Raw genomic sequence first — 13,664 nt, 5'->3', positions numbered from 1 at the left:
CATGAGCACCACCACCGAAGCCCCGCGCGTGAAGCGGGAATTGCCGCCCCTGATGTCCCTCTCCGAAGCGGCTGCCGAACGCCTGACCCGCCTCTATGAGAAGGCCGAGGCCGGCAAGCTGCTGCGCATCGGCGTGAAGACCAAGGGCTGCTCCGGCATGGCCTATGATTTGAGCTTCGTGGACAGCCAGGGCCCGGGCGATGAGCGGGTGACGGACAAGGGCGTCACCATCCTGGTGGACCGCAAGGCGACGCTCTACCTCCTCGGCACCACCATGGACTACGAGGTGAAGCCGATGAGCGCCGGCTTCGTCTTCGTGAACCCCAACGAGAAGGGCCGCTGCGGCTGCGGCGAAAGCTTCCACGTCTGAGGCGCGCGGCCTCAGGTGAAGAGGCTGTAGAACATCCGGATGCTGGTCACGGCCAGGAAGACCGCGAAGGCCCGCTTCAGCCAGATCGGCTTGATGGTATGGGCCAGCTTCACGCCCCAGGGTGTCGCGATGATGGAACTCGGCACGATCAGCGCGAAGCCGATCAGGCTGACATAGCCGAGCGAGAATGGCGGCAGGTTCGGGTCATTCCAGCCACCCCAGATGAAGCCGATGGTGGCCGGCACCGAGATGATCAGCCCGAAGACACTGGAGGTGGCCACCGCCGCGCGGATGGGGTGGCCGAACATGGACAGGATGGGCACGCCCAGCGTGCCGCCGCCGATGCCCATCATCGCGCTCACGCTGCCGATGCCCATGCCGAGCGCGGCGCGGGGCGGGCCTTCCGGCACCTTCTCCGCCACGCGGAAATCCACGCCCGTGAAGCCCATATTCAGCGCCACCAGCAGCGCGACCACGGCGAAGACGGCCGTCAGCCCCTCGCCACGCACATGCACGGCAAGGGCCGTGCCGATGGCGACACCCAGCATCATCGGCAGCCAGATGGAGCGCAGCAGCGTCTCGTCCATCGCGCCCGTGGCGCGGTGCTTGCGCGCCGAGACGATGGAGGTGGGGATGATGGTGGCGAGCGAGGTGCCCACCGCGAGCTTCATCTGGATGGAATCGGGGATGTCGAAGAAGGGAAAGACGTTGAACAGCAGCGGCACGATGACGATGCCGCCGCCCACGCCCAGCAGCCCCGCCAGCGTGCCGGAGACGACCCCCGTCGCCACCATGGCGGCCGCCAGGGCCACCAGCCACCACACATCATACATCGCGCGCCCCCGGCAGGTTGTGTTCGCGCCGGACCTGTAACCTTCCCGACACCCGTCGCATAGCGCAAGGCGCGGCCCCCACCTTCCCGCGTGGCGCATGGCGTTCTAGCCTCCGGCCCGAACACAGGCAGGAGGAATGGCCATATGATGCTCAAGGACAAGGTCGCCATCGTCACGGGCTCGGGCGGCGGCATCGGGCGCGAGATCGCGATCGCGATGGCGGAAGCCGGCGCCAAGGTCGTCATCAACGACATCGGCGCCTCTTTGGGCGGCGAGGGCTTCTCGACCAGCCCGGCCGAGCAGACCAAGGCCATCATCGAACAGAAGGGCGGCCAGGCCGTCATCAACACCGACAGCGTCTCCGAATGGGAGAATGCGAAGAAGATCGTCCAGACCGCCATTGACGCCTTTGGCCGCGTTGACATCGTGGTGAACAATGCCGGCATCCTGCGCGACCAGATCTTCCACCGGATGACGCCGGAGGAGTGGCTGTCCGTCATCAACGTCCACCTCAACGGCAGCTTCTTCATGAGCCGCGCCGCGGCCGAGCATTTCCGCAAGCAGGAAAGCGGCAGCTTCGTCCACATCACCTCGACCTCGGGGCTGATCGGCAATTTCGGGCAGGCGAACTACTCCGCCGCCAAGCTCGGCATCGTGGCGCTGTCGAAGTCCATCGCGCTGGACATGAAGCGCTACAACGTCCGCTCCAACTGCCTCGCCCCCTTCGCCTGGTCGCGCATGACCAGCTCCATTCCCGCGGAGACGCCGGAGCAGAAGGCGCGCGTGGAGCGCATCATGCGGATGGGCCCGGAGAAGAACGCGCCGCTGGCGGTGTTCCTGGCCTCGGACGCGGCCAAGGAAGTGACGGGCCAGATCTTCGCCCCGCGCATGCATGAACTGTTCCTGTTCAGCCAGAACCGCCCCATCCGCTCGGTCCACAGCGAAAGCGGCTGGACGCCCGAGAAGATCGCGGAAGTCGCCCTGCCGGCCTTCCGTGCGAACTTCGTGCCCATGGAGCGCTCGGGCGACGTGTTCAGCTGGGACCCCGTGTGACGTGAACTTCGAGCTCAACGAGGAGCAGAAGGCCTTCCAGGAGGTGGTGCGCGGCTTCGCCGAGCGCCACCTCGCCAAGGGCGCGGTGGAACGCGCCCATACGGTGGGCTTTCCGTGGGATGTCGCGAAGCTGATGGCCGAACAGGGCTTGTTCGGCATCATGCTGCCCGAAGACGATGGCGGGGCCGGCGGCACCGTCTTCGACGCGGTGCTGGCCATGGAGCAGATCGCGCAGGTCTGCCCGCGCAGCGCCGACGTGCTGCAGGCCGGCAATTTCGGCGCCTTCCGCACCTTCGCGGAATACGCCTCGCCCTATCAGAAGGAGCGGTTCTTCAAGCCGCTGCTGGCCGGTGAGGCGGTGGCGGCGGTCGGCATGACCGAGCCCGATGCGGGTTCCGCGCTGACCGACCTCAAGACCCATTGCACGCCCGATGGCGAGGGCTTCCGCCTCAACGGCCAGAAGGTCTTCACCACCAACAGCGCGGAGGCGAACGTCTTTGTCGTCTATTGCCGCTTCGGGCCGGGCGTGGGCGGCATCGGCTCCGTGCTGGTGGAGCGCGGCATGGAGGGGTTCAGCCTCGGCCAGCCCAGCCTCTACATGAATGACGAGGAGTGGTGCGCCCTCTACTTCGACAACGTCTACATTCCGCCCGAGATGGTGCTGCTCGGCCCCGGCGGCTTCAAGAAGCAGATCGGCGGCTTCAACGTGGAGCGCGTGGGCAACACGACGCGGGCGCTGGCGCTGGGCGAATACTGCTTCACGGCGGCGCGCGACCACGCCATGACGCGCAAGCAGTTCGGCCGGCCGCTGATGGAGTTCCAGGGCCTGCAGTGGAAGTTCGCGGAGATGCGGGTGGCGCTCGATGCCGCGCGGCTGCTGCTGTACCGCGCGGCGGTGAATGCCGGGCGCGGCCTGCCGGACGCGCAGGAGGTGGCCATCGCCAAATACGCCTGCAACCAGGCGGGCTGGCTTGCCTCCAATGAATCCATGCAGGTGATGGGCGGCACGGGCTATTCGAAGGATCTGCTCATCGAATACTGCGTGCGCCGCACCCGCGGCTGGATGATCGCGGGCGGCAGCCTGGAGGTGATGAAGAACCGCATCGCCGAAGGCGTGTTCGGGCAGACATTCTCACAGCGTCCGCCGAAATGAGGGGATTGCTGGAGCCCCGCCGGATCGCCCTGGTGGGCGCCTCCGGCGACCCGTCCCGCCTGACCGCGCGGGCGCAGATCTATCTGCGCCGGCACGGCTACCAAGGTGAGCTTTTCCCGGTGAATCCCCGCGCCACCGAGATCCTGGGCGAACCCGCCTTCGCGCGTGTGGAAGACATCCCCGGCGAAATTGACTTCGCCTATATCCTGCTCGGCACGCAGCAGGTGGAGGCGCAGCTTGCCGCCGTCGCCGCCAAGGGCGCCAAGGTGGCCTGCATCCTGGCCGATGGCTTCGCGGAAGCAGGCCCGGAAGGCCAGGCCCTGCAGGACCGCTGCGTGGCCGCGGCGAAAGCGGCGGGGCTGCGCCTGCTCGGCCCCAATTCCATGGGCATCATCAACATCCCGGCCCGCATCGCGGCCAGTGTGAACGCCGCACTCGAAGCCGAGACGCTGCCCGCCGGGCGCCTCGCCCTCGTCAGCCAGTCCGGCTCCATGCTGGGCGCCATCATGGGGCGCGGGGCCGCGCGGGGCATGGGGTTCTCGTACCTCATCGCCACCGGCAACGAGGCGGACCTCACCGCCGGCGAAATCGCCGCCATGCTGGTGGACGAGCCTGGCGTGGACGCGGTGATGCTGTTCCTGGAGGCCATCCGCCAGCCGCAGCACTATGCGCACGCCGCCTGGAAAGCACACCGCGCGGGAAAACCCATCATTGCCTACAAGCTCGGCCGTTCGCCCTATGGCGCGGAGCTGGCCACCAGCCACACCGGCGCCCTGGCCGGCAGCGACATGGCGGCCGAGGCCTTCTTCCGTGCGCATGGCATCCTGCGCGCCACCATGCTGGAGAGTTTTCTGGAGCTTCCCGCGCTGGTCCTGGGGCGCAAGCCGCATGTGTCCACCCACCGCGCCGTCTCGGTGATGACCACCACCGGCGGCGGCGGCGCCATGGCGGTGGACGCGCTGGGCGTGGCCGGCATCGAGGCACGCATTCCCGACGCCCACGCCACCGCGAAGCTGCACGCGGTGGACATGCACCCGCATGGCCGGCTGCTGGACATGACGCTGGCCGGCACCAAGCCCGACCGGGTGGAGGCCGCCATCGTGGCGCTCGCCGCCGCGCGGGACACGGATGTGGTGGTGCCCGTCATCGGCTCCTCCGCGCAGTTCCGGCCACATGATGCCGTGGCCGGCATCGTGCGCGGGCGGGATGCGGTGGGCGATGCGAAGCCCGTCGCCGCCTTTCTCGTGCCCCAGGCCGATGCCTCGCTGCGCCTGCTGGCCGAGGCCGGCATTCCCGCCTTCCGCACGCCGGAAAGCCTAGCGGACGCGATGCGCGCCTTCCTCGACTGGCGCGCGCCGCTCGCGGCCCCGCACATGGCCGCGCCCGAAGTGGCATTGTCCGAACGGCCGGACGAGGCGGATGCGCGCGAGGTCTTCGCCGCCCTTGGCCTGCAAACCGACTACGCCCGCTTCACCGACACGCCACCCGAAGGGTTGCGCTATCCGGTGGCGCTGAAAATCCTCTCGCCGGATCTCGCGCACAAGACCGAGGTGGGCGGCGTCGCGCTCAACATCCCCGATGAGGCGGCGCTGCGTTCGGCCATGCTGAACATGCGCGCGCGGGTGGAGAAGGCGGCACCGCAGGCGCGGATCACCGGTTTCCTGGCGCAGCCCATGGCCAAGGGGCTGGCCGAGGTCATCCTGGGCTTCCGTCGCGATCCGGAGGTCGGCCCGGTGGTCCTGCTGGGCGCGGGCGGCGTGCTGGCGGAACTGCACCGCGACGTGGCACTTCGCCTCGCGCCGCTGCACCTCGACGAGGCCCGCGGCATGATCGCGGATGTGCGCGCGCTGCGCGTCATCGAGGGCTGGCGTGGCCTGCCGCGCGGCGATGTGGAGGCTTTGGCCCACGCCATCGTCGCCGTCTCGCGCCTCGCCGCCATGGAGGGCATCGCGGAGGCCGAGATCAACCCGCTGATGATCCATGAGAGCGGCGTGACCGTCGCCGATGCCTGGATCGTGAGGAGGTGAGCATGGACCCGAAACCGCTGATCGAGGCGCGCTACGGCCACCTCCCCTTCGACCCGCCGGCCGACATCCCAGACGCGCTGGGCGCCCTGCTGGACCGTCGCGTCACGCGCCGCTACCGCGCGGAGCCCGTCTCCGACGCGCTGCTGGACACGGTGCTGGCCGCCGCATCCTCGGCCCCCTCCAAGAGCGACATGCAGCAATGGTCAGTCGTGGTGCTGCGCGACCCCGCCAAGATCGCGGCCATCGCGGACTGGATCGGCACCATGCCCTGGATCAAGCAGGCGCCGGTCTTCCTCGTCTTCTGCGCCGATGTACGCCGTGGCCGCGACATCTGTGACCGCGCGGGGCGCGAGCATGCCAATGACAACCTGGACACCGTGCTGAACGCGACGGTGGATGCCGCGCTCGCCATGGGGATGACCATCGCGGCCGCCGATGCCGCGGGGCTGGGCACCTGCCCCATCTCCTACGTGCGGAACCACATGGAGAAGGTCGGGCCGCTGCTCGGCCTGCCCAAGGGCGTCTTCCCTATCGCGGGGCTCACGCTCGGCGTGCCCGAGGCGCGCAACGAACCCTCCGCCCGCCTGCCGCCCTCCGTTACCATCCACCGCGAACGCTATGATGCGTCCGGTGAGGCGCAGGCGCTGTCCGCCTATGACGCGCGGCGCGAACGCGCCAAGCCGCGCTATCCGGAAGTCCATGGCCCGGCGCCCGAGGGCTGCACCTGGACCGAGAACGTCGCCCGCCAGCTCTCGGTGCCGGAGCGCGCGGGCTTCCGGGCCTGGCTGCGCTCGCGCGGCTTCGCCCTTGACTGACCCCACCGCCGACAACCCCGGTAGCGCCGATGCGGCCGGCGTCACCCGCCGCCGGGTCCATCCCCGCCACGCCGCCAGCCTCGTTCTGTGGCGCGACGGTCCCTCCGGCCCCGAGGTGCTGATGGGCCGGCGCCACCATGCGCTGCGCTTCATGCCGGGCGTGCTGGTCTTTCCGGGGGGTCGGGTGGACCGCACCGACTACAAGGCGCCTGCCCTCACAGAACTGCGCGCCCCCACGCTGGCCATGCTGCGGCTCTCCTCGCCGGCCAGCCTCGCCCGTGCGCTGGCCGTGGCCGCCGCGCGCGAGTTGCACGAGGAAACCGCGCTGGTGCTGGGCGAGATGCGAGGCGGCCGCGTCGCGCCCGACCTCGGCTGCATGGACTATCTCAGCCGCGCCATCACGCCGGCCGGCCGGCCCATCCGCTTCCATGCGCGCTTCCTGGTGGCCCCCGCCAGCGCGGCGCACGGCGAGCTGCGCGGCTCGGGCGAGCTGGAGGAGCTGCGCTTCTTCCCGCTCACCGGTCTCGCCGGTCAGCCCGTGATGCGGATCACGGCGATGATCCTGGAGGAATTCCAGGCCTGGCTGTCCATGGACCAGCCAGCGCGCGACGCCCGCGCGCTGATGGCCATCAAGGGCCGCGACCGCTTCTCCGCGGAACGCAAATGGCCCTCAAGCGAGGCGCCATAGCTCACCCTCGCGGATGGCCGCGCCCTCGCCTTCCAGCATGATGAGTTGCGCCAGCAGGCTCCGCCCCGCCGCACGCACGAGGCGCGGATCGAGCGGGCCATAGACCGGGCCGATCAGCGTTTCCGCCGTCGCCGGGCCGTGCTCGCGCAGGGCCGCCACGACGCGCGCCTCGCGCTTCTGCCGATGCAGGTTCAACGCATCGAGGAAGGGCATGGGGTCGGGCAGCTTCGGCCCATGGCCGGGCAGGTAGAGCCGGTCCTGCCCATCGCGCGCGCGCAGCTTCGCCAGGCTGTCGCGATAGGCGCGCATGTCGCCATCGGGCGGGCTGACCACGCTGGTGGACCAGGACATGACATGGTCGGCGCTGAACAGGATGCCGGTGCCCTCCAGCGCGAAGCACAGATGGTTGCCGCAATGGCCGGGCGTGAACAGCGCGGTCAGGCGCCAGTCCGCGCCCTCGATCGCGCCGCCATCGGGCACGCGGACATCGGGCATGAAGTCATGGTCGCCCCCTTCCTGCCCGTCATGCGGCGGCGTCGCGTGCGGGCCATGGGCGTAGCTCGGCGCGCCCGTCGCGGCTTGCAGCGCGCGGGCACCCGGCGAATGGTCCCGGTGGGTGTGCGAGACGATGACATGCGTGATCGTCTCACCGCTGGTCGCGGCCAGGATGGCCTGCAGATGCGCCGCATCCTCCGGCCCCGGGTCCAGCACCGCGACCGACTTGCCACCGCCGATCAGGTAGGTGTTGGTGCCGCGGAAGGTGAAGGCCGAGGGGTTGTTGCACAGCAGCCGCCGCACACCGGGGGCGATGTGCTCGACCGCACCGTATTCGAGGGGGTCGTCTCGCAGGAAGGGGACGTTCAACGCTTCACTCCTCGGCGCATTTCGCGCTGCATGATGTAGAGGGCGGCCAGCACGATCAATCCGGCGCCGACGAAGGTCGCGATGCCGGGCGTGTCGCCGAAGAAGATCCAGCCCAGCAGCACCGCCCAGAGAATGCCCGTGTAGGAATAGGCGCCGAGGGAGGAGACCTGCGCGGACGCATAGGCCTCCGTCAGCATCACCTGCGCGATGCCGCCCACCAGGCCCACCCCCAGCAGCAGCAGGAATTCCCAGGGCGTGGGGGTCACCCAGACGAAGGGAAGCGCCAGCCCCGTGAAGCATGTCATGAGGATGGACTGCCAGGTGACGATGGTGGTGGAGCTTTCGGTGGCGGACAGGCTGCGGACCAGCAGCGTCGTCATGGCGGAAAACACGCCGTGCAGCACCGCGATGGACATGCCCAGCGCGATCCAGGGGTTAATGCTGCCTTGGAAGGCCCCCTGCCCCAGCGCGATGACGAGGATGCCGCCGAAGCCCAGCAGCACCGCGCTGAACCGATGGATGCCCACGCGCTCGCCCAGGAAGGGGATGGCCAGCAGCGTGACGAAGAGTGGCGTGGTGAAGGTCAGTGCCGTCTGCTCGGCCAGCGGCAGCACGGTCAGCGAGAAGAAGGCGCAGCTCATCGCCATGGTGCCCGTCACGGCGCGGCCCACATGCTGCGGCAGGCGCTGGGTGCGAAGCCGCACCCCCTGGCCCAGCCGCGCCACGATCAGCAGCACCACCGGCAGCGCCAGCACGCTGCGGAAGAACATGATCTCGAGGAAGTGGATGCGGTCACCCACCAGCTTCACCAGCGCCCCCATCAGGGTGAACAGGGCGGTGGCCCCCAGCATGAGCAGCGCCCCGCGCCTCGCATCATGACGCAGCGCCATGTCTCGCCCTTTCCTCGGCGCGGCGCACGCGCTCGCGGTGCAGGTTGTAGATGCCGGCGGCGATGACCACGGCGGCCCCGGCCAGGGTGGTCCAGGCCGGAACCTCCGCGAAGATCACGAAGCCGAGCACCAGGCCCCAGAGCAGCGGGGTGTATTCCAGCGGCGCCAGCGAGGCCACCCGCGTCAGCGCATAGGCCGGGCGAAGAGCAGGTGCGCCACCGCGTTGGACACGCCGAAGAACACCAGCAGCAGCAGCAGCGGCCAGGAGGGGAAGAGGTTGGGCGCCCGCCCCTCCGGCCACAGCGCCGTCACCGGCAGCAGCGCGAGGCCGAGCGGAATGTGCATCAGCATCAGCCAGAAGGCGATGGTGGCCGCCGTATCCGTGCTGGCCAGCGTGCGCGTCCAGATGCGGCTGACCGCGACCCCCACCACCGCGACCAGCAGCACCGCCACCTCCCACCGCCACAGGTCCCCGCCGGGCTGCAGCATGAACAGCACGCCAGAGAAGCCGAGCAGGCAGGAGATCCAGCGCCGCCAGCCCACCGCCTCGCCCAGCATGGGAATGGCCAGCAGTGTCATCAGCAGGGGCGCGGCGGCCGCCACGGCATAGGAATCCGCGAGGCCCAGCCCCGCCAGCCAAACCACATACCACAGCGCCGAGACGGAGCAGTGCAGGAAGGACCGCCCGAGCACGAGCCGCGTGTTGCGCGGCCAGAGCCCTCGGCCGCGCGCGATGAGGGCCACGGCTGCTGCCCCCACCACCCCGCGCCAGAGCATGGCCCCCGCCACGCCAATCTCGGGCAGGGCGTATTTCACCGCGGCATCGGCGCCGGTGATGATGAAGTAGCCGAGGCTCGCCAGTGCGATGCCGCGCACCGCCGCCTCGCCGCTGGTGGAGCGGCCGGGAATGGGGTCGTTACGCAAGCGCGGCACCCGCCGTTCCGTAGGCCCTCACCCGGCCCCCATCATGCTGCTGCGCCATGTCCCCGCCTTGCGCGTCCGACGCCAGTCTTCGCCCTTGCGCCCTCAACTGTCCATCAGTGGGAAACGCCGCCCTGCCCCTGCCATGATGGGGGCTGGTGTTCGCCACGATCCGGGCACAGAAGGGCAGCGTGGAGCAAACCGAATACGCGCTGATGGATGCGGTCGAGGACCGCATGTGGTGGTATCGCAGCCTGCACGGCCATGCCCTGGCCGCGCTGGCCGCGCTGCCCGCCGATGCGCGTATCCTGGACGCCGGCTGCGGCACCGGCGGGCTGCTGGCCAAGCTGCGCGCCGCCCGCCCCGCCGCGCCCCTCTTCGGCGTCGAATACGCGCCCGAGGCGGCCCGCCGCGCCGCCACCAAGGCGGGTGCGGCCATCGCCGCCGGCTCCGTCAACGCCCTGCCCTTTCCCGATGGCAGCTTCGACGCGGTGGTCAGCCTGGACGTGCTCTGCCACGCGGCCGTGGACGAAGCCGCGGCGCTCACGGAATTCGCCCGCGTGCTGCGGCCTGGCGGCCTGATGGTGCTGAACCTTCCCGCGCACGAATGGCTGCGCTCGGCCCATGACGCACGGGTCCACAATGCGCGCCGCTATGCGCGGGGTGAGGTGGCGGGCAAGCTCGCCGCCGCGGGCCTTGCCGAGATTTCGCCCCGCCACTGGAACAGCCTGCTGCTGCCGCTGATGCTGCTGCAACGGCGCCTGGTGAAGCGCGACGACCACGCCGCCTCCGACGTGAAGCCCTTCCCCCCCTGGCTCGATCGCAGCCTCAGCGGCATCTGCGCGTTGGAATCCGCGATGCTTCGCGCGGGGCTGCGCTTCCCCGCCGGGGGGTCCATCCTCGCCACCGCCCGCAAGCCCGGACCCGTTCCATGACCGAGACCCAATACCCCGTGGGGCTTTCCATCGTCGTTCCCGTCTATCGTGGCGCCGCCACGGTGGGAAAGCTGGTGGAGGCCCTCTCCGCCCTGAAGCCCGCGGGCGGCATCGAGATCGTCCTGGTGAATGACGGCAGCCCCGATGACAGCGGCGATGTCTGCCGGCGCCTCGCCGAGACCGCCACCGTGCCGCTGACCTATGTCGAGCACGCACGCAATTTCGGCGAGCACAATGCGGTGCTGACAGGGCTGCGCCATGCCCGCGGCGCCTACATCATCAACATGGACGACGATCTGCAGAACCCGCCGGAGGAGGTGATCCGCCTCTACGACCATGCGCGGCTGGGCGGCTGGGACGTGGTCTACACGCGCTACGCGAAGAAGGAGCACGAGGGCTGGCGCAACCTCGGCTCCAAATTCGCCAACAAGGTGGCGGATTCCCTGCTGGACAAGCCCAAGGACCTCTACCTCTCCTCCTTCCGCTGCATGAGTGCCCTGGTGGCCAGGGAGGTCGTGAAATACACCGGCCCCTACCCCTACATTGACGGCCTCATCATGCAGGTGACGCAGCGCATCGCCTCCATCGAGGTGGCGCATTACCCGCGCGCCGAGGGCCGCTCCAACTACACCATGCGGCGGCTGGTGCGGCTGTGGCTGAACCTCGCCACCAACTTCTCCATCCTGCCGCTGCGCTTCGCCACCATGGCGGGTGTGGCCATGGGGGCGCTCGGCTTCCTGCTGGCGCTGGTGGTGGTGATCGAGGCGCTGTTCTTCTACACGCCCTCGGGCTGGGCCTCGACCATGGTGCTGATTCTGCTGGTCTCCGGCGCGCAATTCATGATGCTGGGGCTACTGGGTGAGTATGTCGGCCGGGCCTTCCTCTCAGCGAATGGCAAGCCGCAGGGGGTGGTGCGCGAGGTCATCCAGGCACGCGCCCCGGTCCGCGCGGAATGAGCTTCTACTGGGCGGCCCTGGCCGCGGCCATTTCCTCGTCGCTGGTGGGGCAGGTGCTGCTGAAGGCCGGCGCGGACGCGGCGGCGCAGATGTCCTTCTTCCTGCAATTGCTGCGCTGGCAGACCATCCTGGGCATCGGCTTCTATGGCGCCGGCGCCCTGCTCTACATCCTGGCGCTGCGCCGCATCCCGATGAGCGTGGCCCTGCCCTGCACGGCCGCGAGCTATGTCGTGATCGCGGCCATCGGCTGGTATTTCTTCCAGGAGCCGCTGGGGGCGCAGAAGCTGGCCGCCATCTTCCTCATCGCGACGGGGGTGGTGCTGCTGGCGACGGCCTGACGCGTCCGATCGGCGGCGGCGTTCTGCCGGCGCCGTGAATCGGCCGCGCAAAGGGTCATTCGGCGGTGAAGGCCTGGGTCCGCACCAGCCGCGCATAAACCCCGCCCGCCGCCATCAGTTCGGCATGGGTACCCTGCTCCACGTCGCGCCCCTCGCTCATCACCACGATACGGTCGGCGTTCTGCACGGTGGCCAGGCGATGCGCGATGACCAGCGTGGTGCGCCCTTGGCGCAGCCGGGCCAGCGCCTCCTGCACCGCGGCCTCGTTCTCCGCGTCCAGCGCGCTGGTGGCCTCGTCCAGCAGCAGCACGCGCGGGTCGCGCAGCAGTGCGCGGGCCAGGCTCACGCGCTGGCGCTGCCCGCCAGACAACCGCCCGCCGCCGGGGCCCAGCACCGTATCGTAGCCCTGCGGCAAGGCTTCGAGGAAAGCATGGGCCTGGGCGGCGCGCGCGGCTTCCTCGACCTCCGCGCGGGTGGCGCTAGGCCGGCCGCAGGCGATGTTGGCCAGCGCCGTGTCGTCGAAGATCACCGCCTCCTGCCCCACGAAGGCGATGGCGTCGCGCAGCGAGGCCAGCGTCACCTCCCGCACATCCGCCCCATCCAGCAGGATGCGCCCGGCCGTCGCGTCATGCAGCCGCGGAAGCAGGGCGATGGCGGTGGATTTCCCCGCGCCGGACGGCCCGACCAGCGCGACGGTCTGCCCGGGCTCGGCCAGGAAATCCAGCCGCTCGATGGCCGGGATCTCGCTGCCCGGGTAGTGGAAGCCCACCCCCTCGAAGCGCAGGGCACCGCGCCCCGCGGGCAGCGGGCGCGCCTCGGGCGCGTCGGTCACGCGGCGCGGCGTGTCCATCACGCCGAAGACGCGGTTGAGGCCGGCCAGCCCCTCCTGCAAGGCGGCGTTCAGGCTGCCCAGCGCGCGCACCGGGCGCGCCGCGATCAGTACGGCGGCCACGAAGCCCGTGAACTCGCCGATCGTCCCCTGCCCCGTGGTCACCCGCCAGCCCACCACCAGCAGGACCAGGGCGACCGTCAGCCCGCCCAGCACTTCCAGGATGGGGTCCACGCGCGCGCGGGCGCGGACGATGCGCAGCAGGCTCTCGCGCAGCGCCGCGAAGGCCTGGCGGGCGCGCCCTTCCTCCTGCGCCTCCAGCCGGTAGGTGCGGACCACGCGGGCGGCCGCGAAACTCTCGTTCAGCAGGGCCGAGGTGTCGCCCGCCCGGTCCTGCATGCCCCGCGCCGCCCGCCGCACCCGCTTGCCGATGACGGCGATGGGCCAGGCCGCGATGGGATAGAGAAGCGCCGCCATCAGCGCCAATTGCCAATCCAGCCAAAGCATCGAGGCCACCAGCCCCACAATGGTCAGCGCATCCCCGGCACCGTTCAGGCTGCGCGCGATGGCCTCGCGGATGGCGGCGGCGTCGGTGGTGAAGCGCATGGCCTGCCGCGCCGGCGCCTCGGCGGCGATGGTGGCGTAGTCCGCGCGGGTCAGCGCGCCGAACAGCCCGTTCTGGATGTGCTCGATGGTGCCCAGCGCCGCCCCGTGCAGGTTGACCTGCTGGAGATACATGAAGGCCGCCCGCAGCGAGGTGGCCAGGATGATGACCAGGGGCAGCCAGACCAGCGCCTCGGTCCGCCCCGCGGTGAAGAGGTCGAAGGCCTGCTGGATGATGATGGGATAGATCGCCGTGCTCGCCGCCAGCCCCAGGGTGAAGACCATGGCCAGGAAGAAGCGCCGGCGCTCATGCACCAGATGGTCCCGCCAGAGGCGGCGGATGAGGGGCAGCGAGGCCGCTTCGGCCAAGGGGGTTACAGGCATCGCCC

The 13,664-nt window shown here is 70.0% G+C and carries 15 protein-coding genes; 9 read left to right on the top strand and 6 right to left on the bottom strand.

Features of this window, described 5'->3' with window-relative positions; genetic code table 11:
* The first annotated feature begins 1 nt into the window (after position 1).
* On the top strand, positions 2-370 hold the full coding sequence (locus tag JTN19_RS02200) for a HesB/IscA family protein (RefSeq protein ID WP_206929887.1): 369 nt from the start codon (positions 2-4) through the stop codon (positions 368-370).
* An 11-nt stretch (positions 371-381) separates the two neighbouring features.
* Here the strand turns inward: JTN19_RS02200 and JTN19_RS02195 are convergent, their stop codons facing one another.
* On the bottom strand, positions 382-1,203 hold the full coding sequence (locus JTN19_RS02195; RefSeq protein ID WP_206929878.1) for a sulfite exporter TauE/SafE family protein: 822 nt from the start codon (positions 1,201-1,203) through the stop codon (positions 382-384).
* A 144-nt stretch (positions 1,204-1,347) separates the two neighbouring features.
* Between JTN19_RS02195 and JTN19_RS02190 the strand changes: the two genes are divergently transcribed.
* The 5 genes from JTN19_RS02190 to JTN19_RS02170 are packed head-to-tail and all read left to right on the top strand — an operon-like array spanning position 1,348 to position 6,939.
* Positions 1,348-2,256 (top strand): SDR family NAD(P)-dependent oxidoreductase, encoded by a 909-nt coding sequence (locus tag JTN19_RS02190; protein ID WP_206929876.1) that lies wholly within the window; start codon positions 1,348-1,350, stop codon positions 2,254-2,256.
* Position 2,257: 1 nt separating this feature from the next.
* Positions 2,258-3,409: an acyl-CoA dehydrogenase family protein gene (locus JTN19_RS02185; protein WP_206929874.1), complete on the top strand. Its 1,152-nt coding sequence runs from the start codon at positions 2,258-2,260 to the stop codon at positions 3,407-3,409.
* Between the two features lie 5 nt (positions 3,410-3,414).
* Positions 3,415-5,436: an acetate--CoA ligase family protein gene (locus tag JTN19_RS02180; protein ID WP_206929872.1), complete on the top strand. Its 2,022-nt coding sequence runs from the start codon at positions 3,415-3,417 to the stop codon at positions 5,434-5,436.
* Between the two features lie 2 nt (positions 5,437-5,438).
* On the top strand, positions 5,439-6,251 hold the full coding sequence (locus tag JTN19_RS02175) for a nitroreductase family protein (RefSeq protein ID WP_206929863.1): 813 nt from the start codon (positions 5,439-5,441) through the stop codon (positions 6,249-6,251).
* Complete coding sequence (locus tag JTN19_RS02170) at positions 6,244-6,939, top strand: NUDIX hydrolase (protein ID WP_242530785.1); 696 nt, start codon at positions 6,244-6,246, stop codon at positions 6,937-6,939. Before JTN19_RS02175 ends, JTN19_RS02170 begins: the two co-directional genes overlap by 8 nt.
* On the opposite strand, the gene JTN19_RS02165 is transcribed toward JTN19_RS02170, so the two are convergent.
* From JTN19_RS02165 to JTN19_RS02155, 4 genes are read right to left on the bottom strand one after another with little or no spacing between them, the layout of a single operon-like run.
* Positions 6,922-7,803: an MBL fold metallo-hydrolase gene (locus JTN19_RS02165; RefSeq protein WP_206929852.1), complete on the bottom strand. Its 882-nt coding sequence runs from the start codon at positions 7,801-7,803 to the stop codon at positions 6,922-6,924. The two genes, JTN19_RS02170 and JTN19_RS02165, sit on opposite strands and share 18 nt — an antisense overlap.
* Positions 7,800-8,693 (bottom strand): DMT family transporter, encoded by an 894-nt coding sequence (locus JTN19_RS02160; RefSeq protein ID WP_206929842.1) that lies wholly within the window; start codon positions 8,691-8,693, stop codon positions 7,800-7,802. Before JTN19_RS02160 ends, JTN19_RS02165 begins: the two co-directional genes overlap by 4 nt.
* Complete coding sequence (locus tag JTN19_RS19975) at positions 8,677-8,871, bottom strand: hypothetical protein (protein ID WP_242530784.1); 195 nt, start codon at positions 8,869-8,871, stop codon at positions 8,677-8,679. The genes JTN19_RS02160 and JTN19_RS19975 overlap by 17 nt, the downstream gene beginning before the upstream one ends.
* A 5-nt stretch (positions 8,872-8,876) precedes the next feature.
* A complete protein-coding gene (locus JTN19_RS02155) occupies positions 8,877-9,626 on the bottom strand; it encodes a DMT family transporter (protein WP_242530783.1) in 750 nt (249 codons plus the stop codon).
* Between the two features lie 146 nt (positions 9,627-9,772).
* On the opposite strand from JTN19_RS02155, the gene JTN19_RS02150 reads away from it, so the two are divergent.
* From JTN19_RS02150 to JTN19_RS02140, 3 genes are read left to right on the top strand one after another with little or no spacing between them, the layout of a single operon-like run.
* The gene (locus JTN19_RS02150; RefSeq protein WP_340643258.1) at positions 9,773-10,549 is read left to right on the top strand and encodes a class I SAM-dependent methyltransferase; all 777 of its coding nucleotides are present in this window, start codon (positions 9,773-9,775) and stop codon (positions 10,547-10,549) included.
* Complete coding sequence (locus tag JTN19_RS02145; protein ID WP_206929840.1) at positions 10,546-11,505, top strand: glycosyltransferase family 2 protein; 960 nt, start codon at positions 10,546-10,548, stop codon at positions 11,503-11,505. Before JTN19_RS02150 ends, JTN19_RS02145 begins: the two co-directional genes overlap by 4 nt.
* Entirely contained in the window at positions 11,502-11,843 is a 342-nt protein-coding gene (locus JTN19_RS02140; RefSeq protein WP_206929838.1) for a DMT family transporter, read from the top strand. Before JTN19_RS02145 ends, JTN19_RS02140 begins: the two co-directional genes overlap by 4 nt.
* A gap of 55 nt (positions 11,844-11,898) precedes the next feature.
* On the opposite strand, the gene JTN19_RS02135 is transcribed toward JTN19_RS02140, so the two are convergent.
* Positions 11,899-13,659 carry an ABC transporter ATP-binding protein gene (locus JTN19_RS02135; RefSeq protein ID WP_206929836.1) on the bottom strand — a complete coding sequence of 587 codons (1,761 nt, stop codon included), beginning with the start codon at positions 13,657-13,659 and terminating at the stop codon, positions 11,899-11,901.
* Between the last annotated feature and the right edge of the window lie 5 nt (positions 13,660-13,664).

Origin of the sequence: Roseococcus thiosulfatophilus (genome assembly GCF_017311575.1) — a bacterium.
GTDB lineage: Bacteria > Pseudomonadota > Alphaproteobacteria > Acetobacterales > Acetobacteraceae > Roseococcus > Roseococcus thiosulfatophilus.
This window is presented reverse-complemented; position numbering and strand designations above follow the sequence as displayed.

Excerpts from the sequence above, each read along its gene's own strand:
- JTN19_RS02200 (WP_206929887.1), top strand. The coding sequence starts at position 2 with ATGAGCACCACCACCGAAGCCCCGCGCGTGAAGCGGGAATTGCCGCCC.
- JTN19_RS02195 (WP_206929878.1), bottom strand. The coding sequence starts at position 1,203 with ATGTATGATGTGTGGTGGCTGGTGGCCCTGGCGGCCGCCATGGTGGCG.
- JTN19_RS02190 (WP_206929876.1), top strand. The coding sequence starts at position 1,348 with ATGATGCTCAAGGACAAGGTCGCCATCGTCACGGGCTCGGGCGGCGGC.
- JTN19_RS02175 (WP_206929863.1), top strand. The coding sequence starts at position 5,439 with ATGGACCCGAAACCGCTGATCGAGGCGCGCTACGGCCACCTCCCCTTC.
- JTN19_RS02160 (WP_206929842.1), bottom strand. The coding sequence starts at position 8,693 with ATGGCGCTGCGTCATGATGCGAGGCGCGGGGCGCTGCTCATGCTGGGG.
- JTN19_RS02145 (WP_206929840.1), top strand. The coding sequence starts at position 10,546 with ATGACCGAGACCCAATACCCCGTGGGGCTTTCCATCGTCGTTCCCGTC.
- JTN19_RS02140 (WP_206929838.1), top strand. The coding sequence starts at position 11,502 with ATGAGCTTCTACTGGGCGGCCCTGGCCGCGGCCATTTCCTCGTCGCTG.
- JTN19_RS02135 (WP_206929836.1), bottom strand. The coding sequence starts at position 13,659 with ATGCCTGTAACCCCCTTGGCCGAAGCGGCCTCGCTGCCCCTCATCCGC.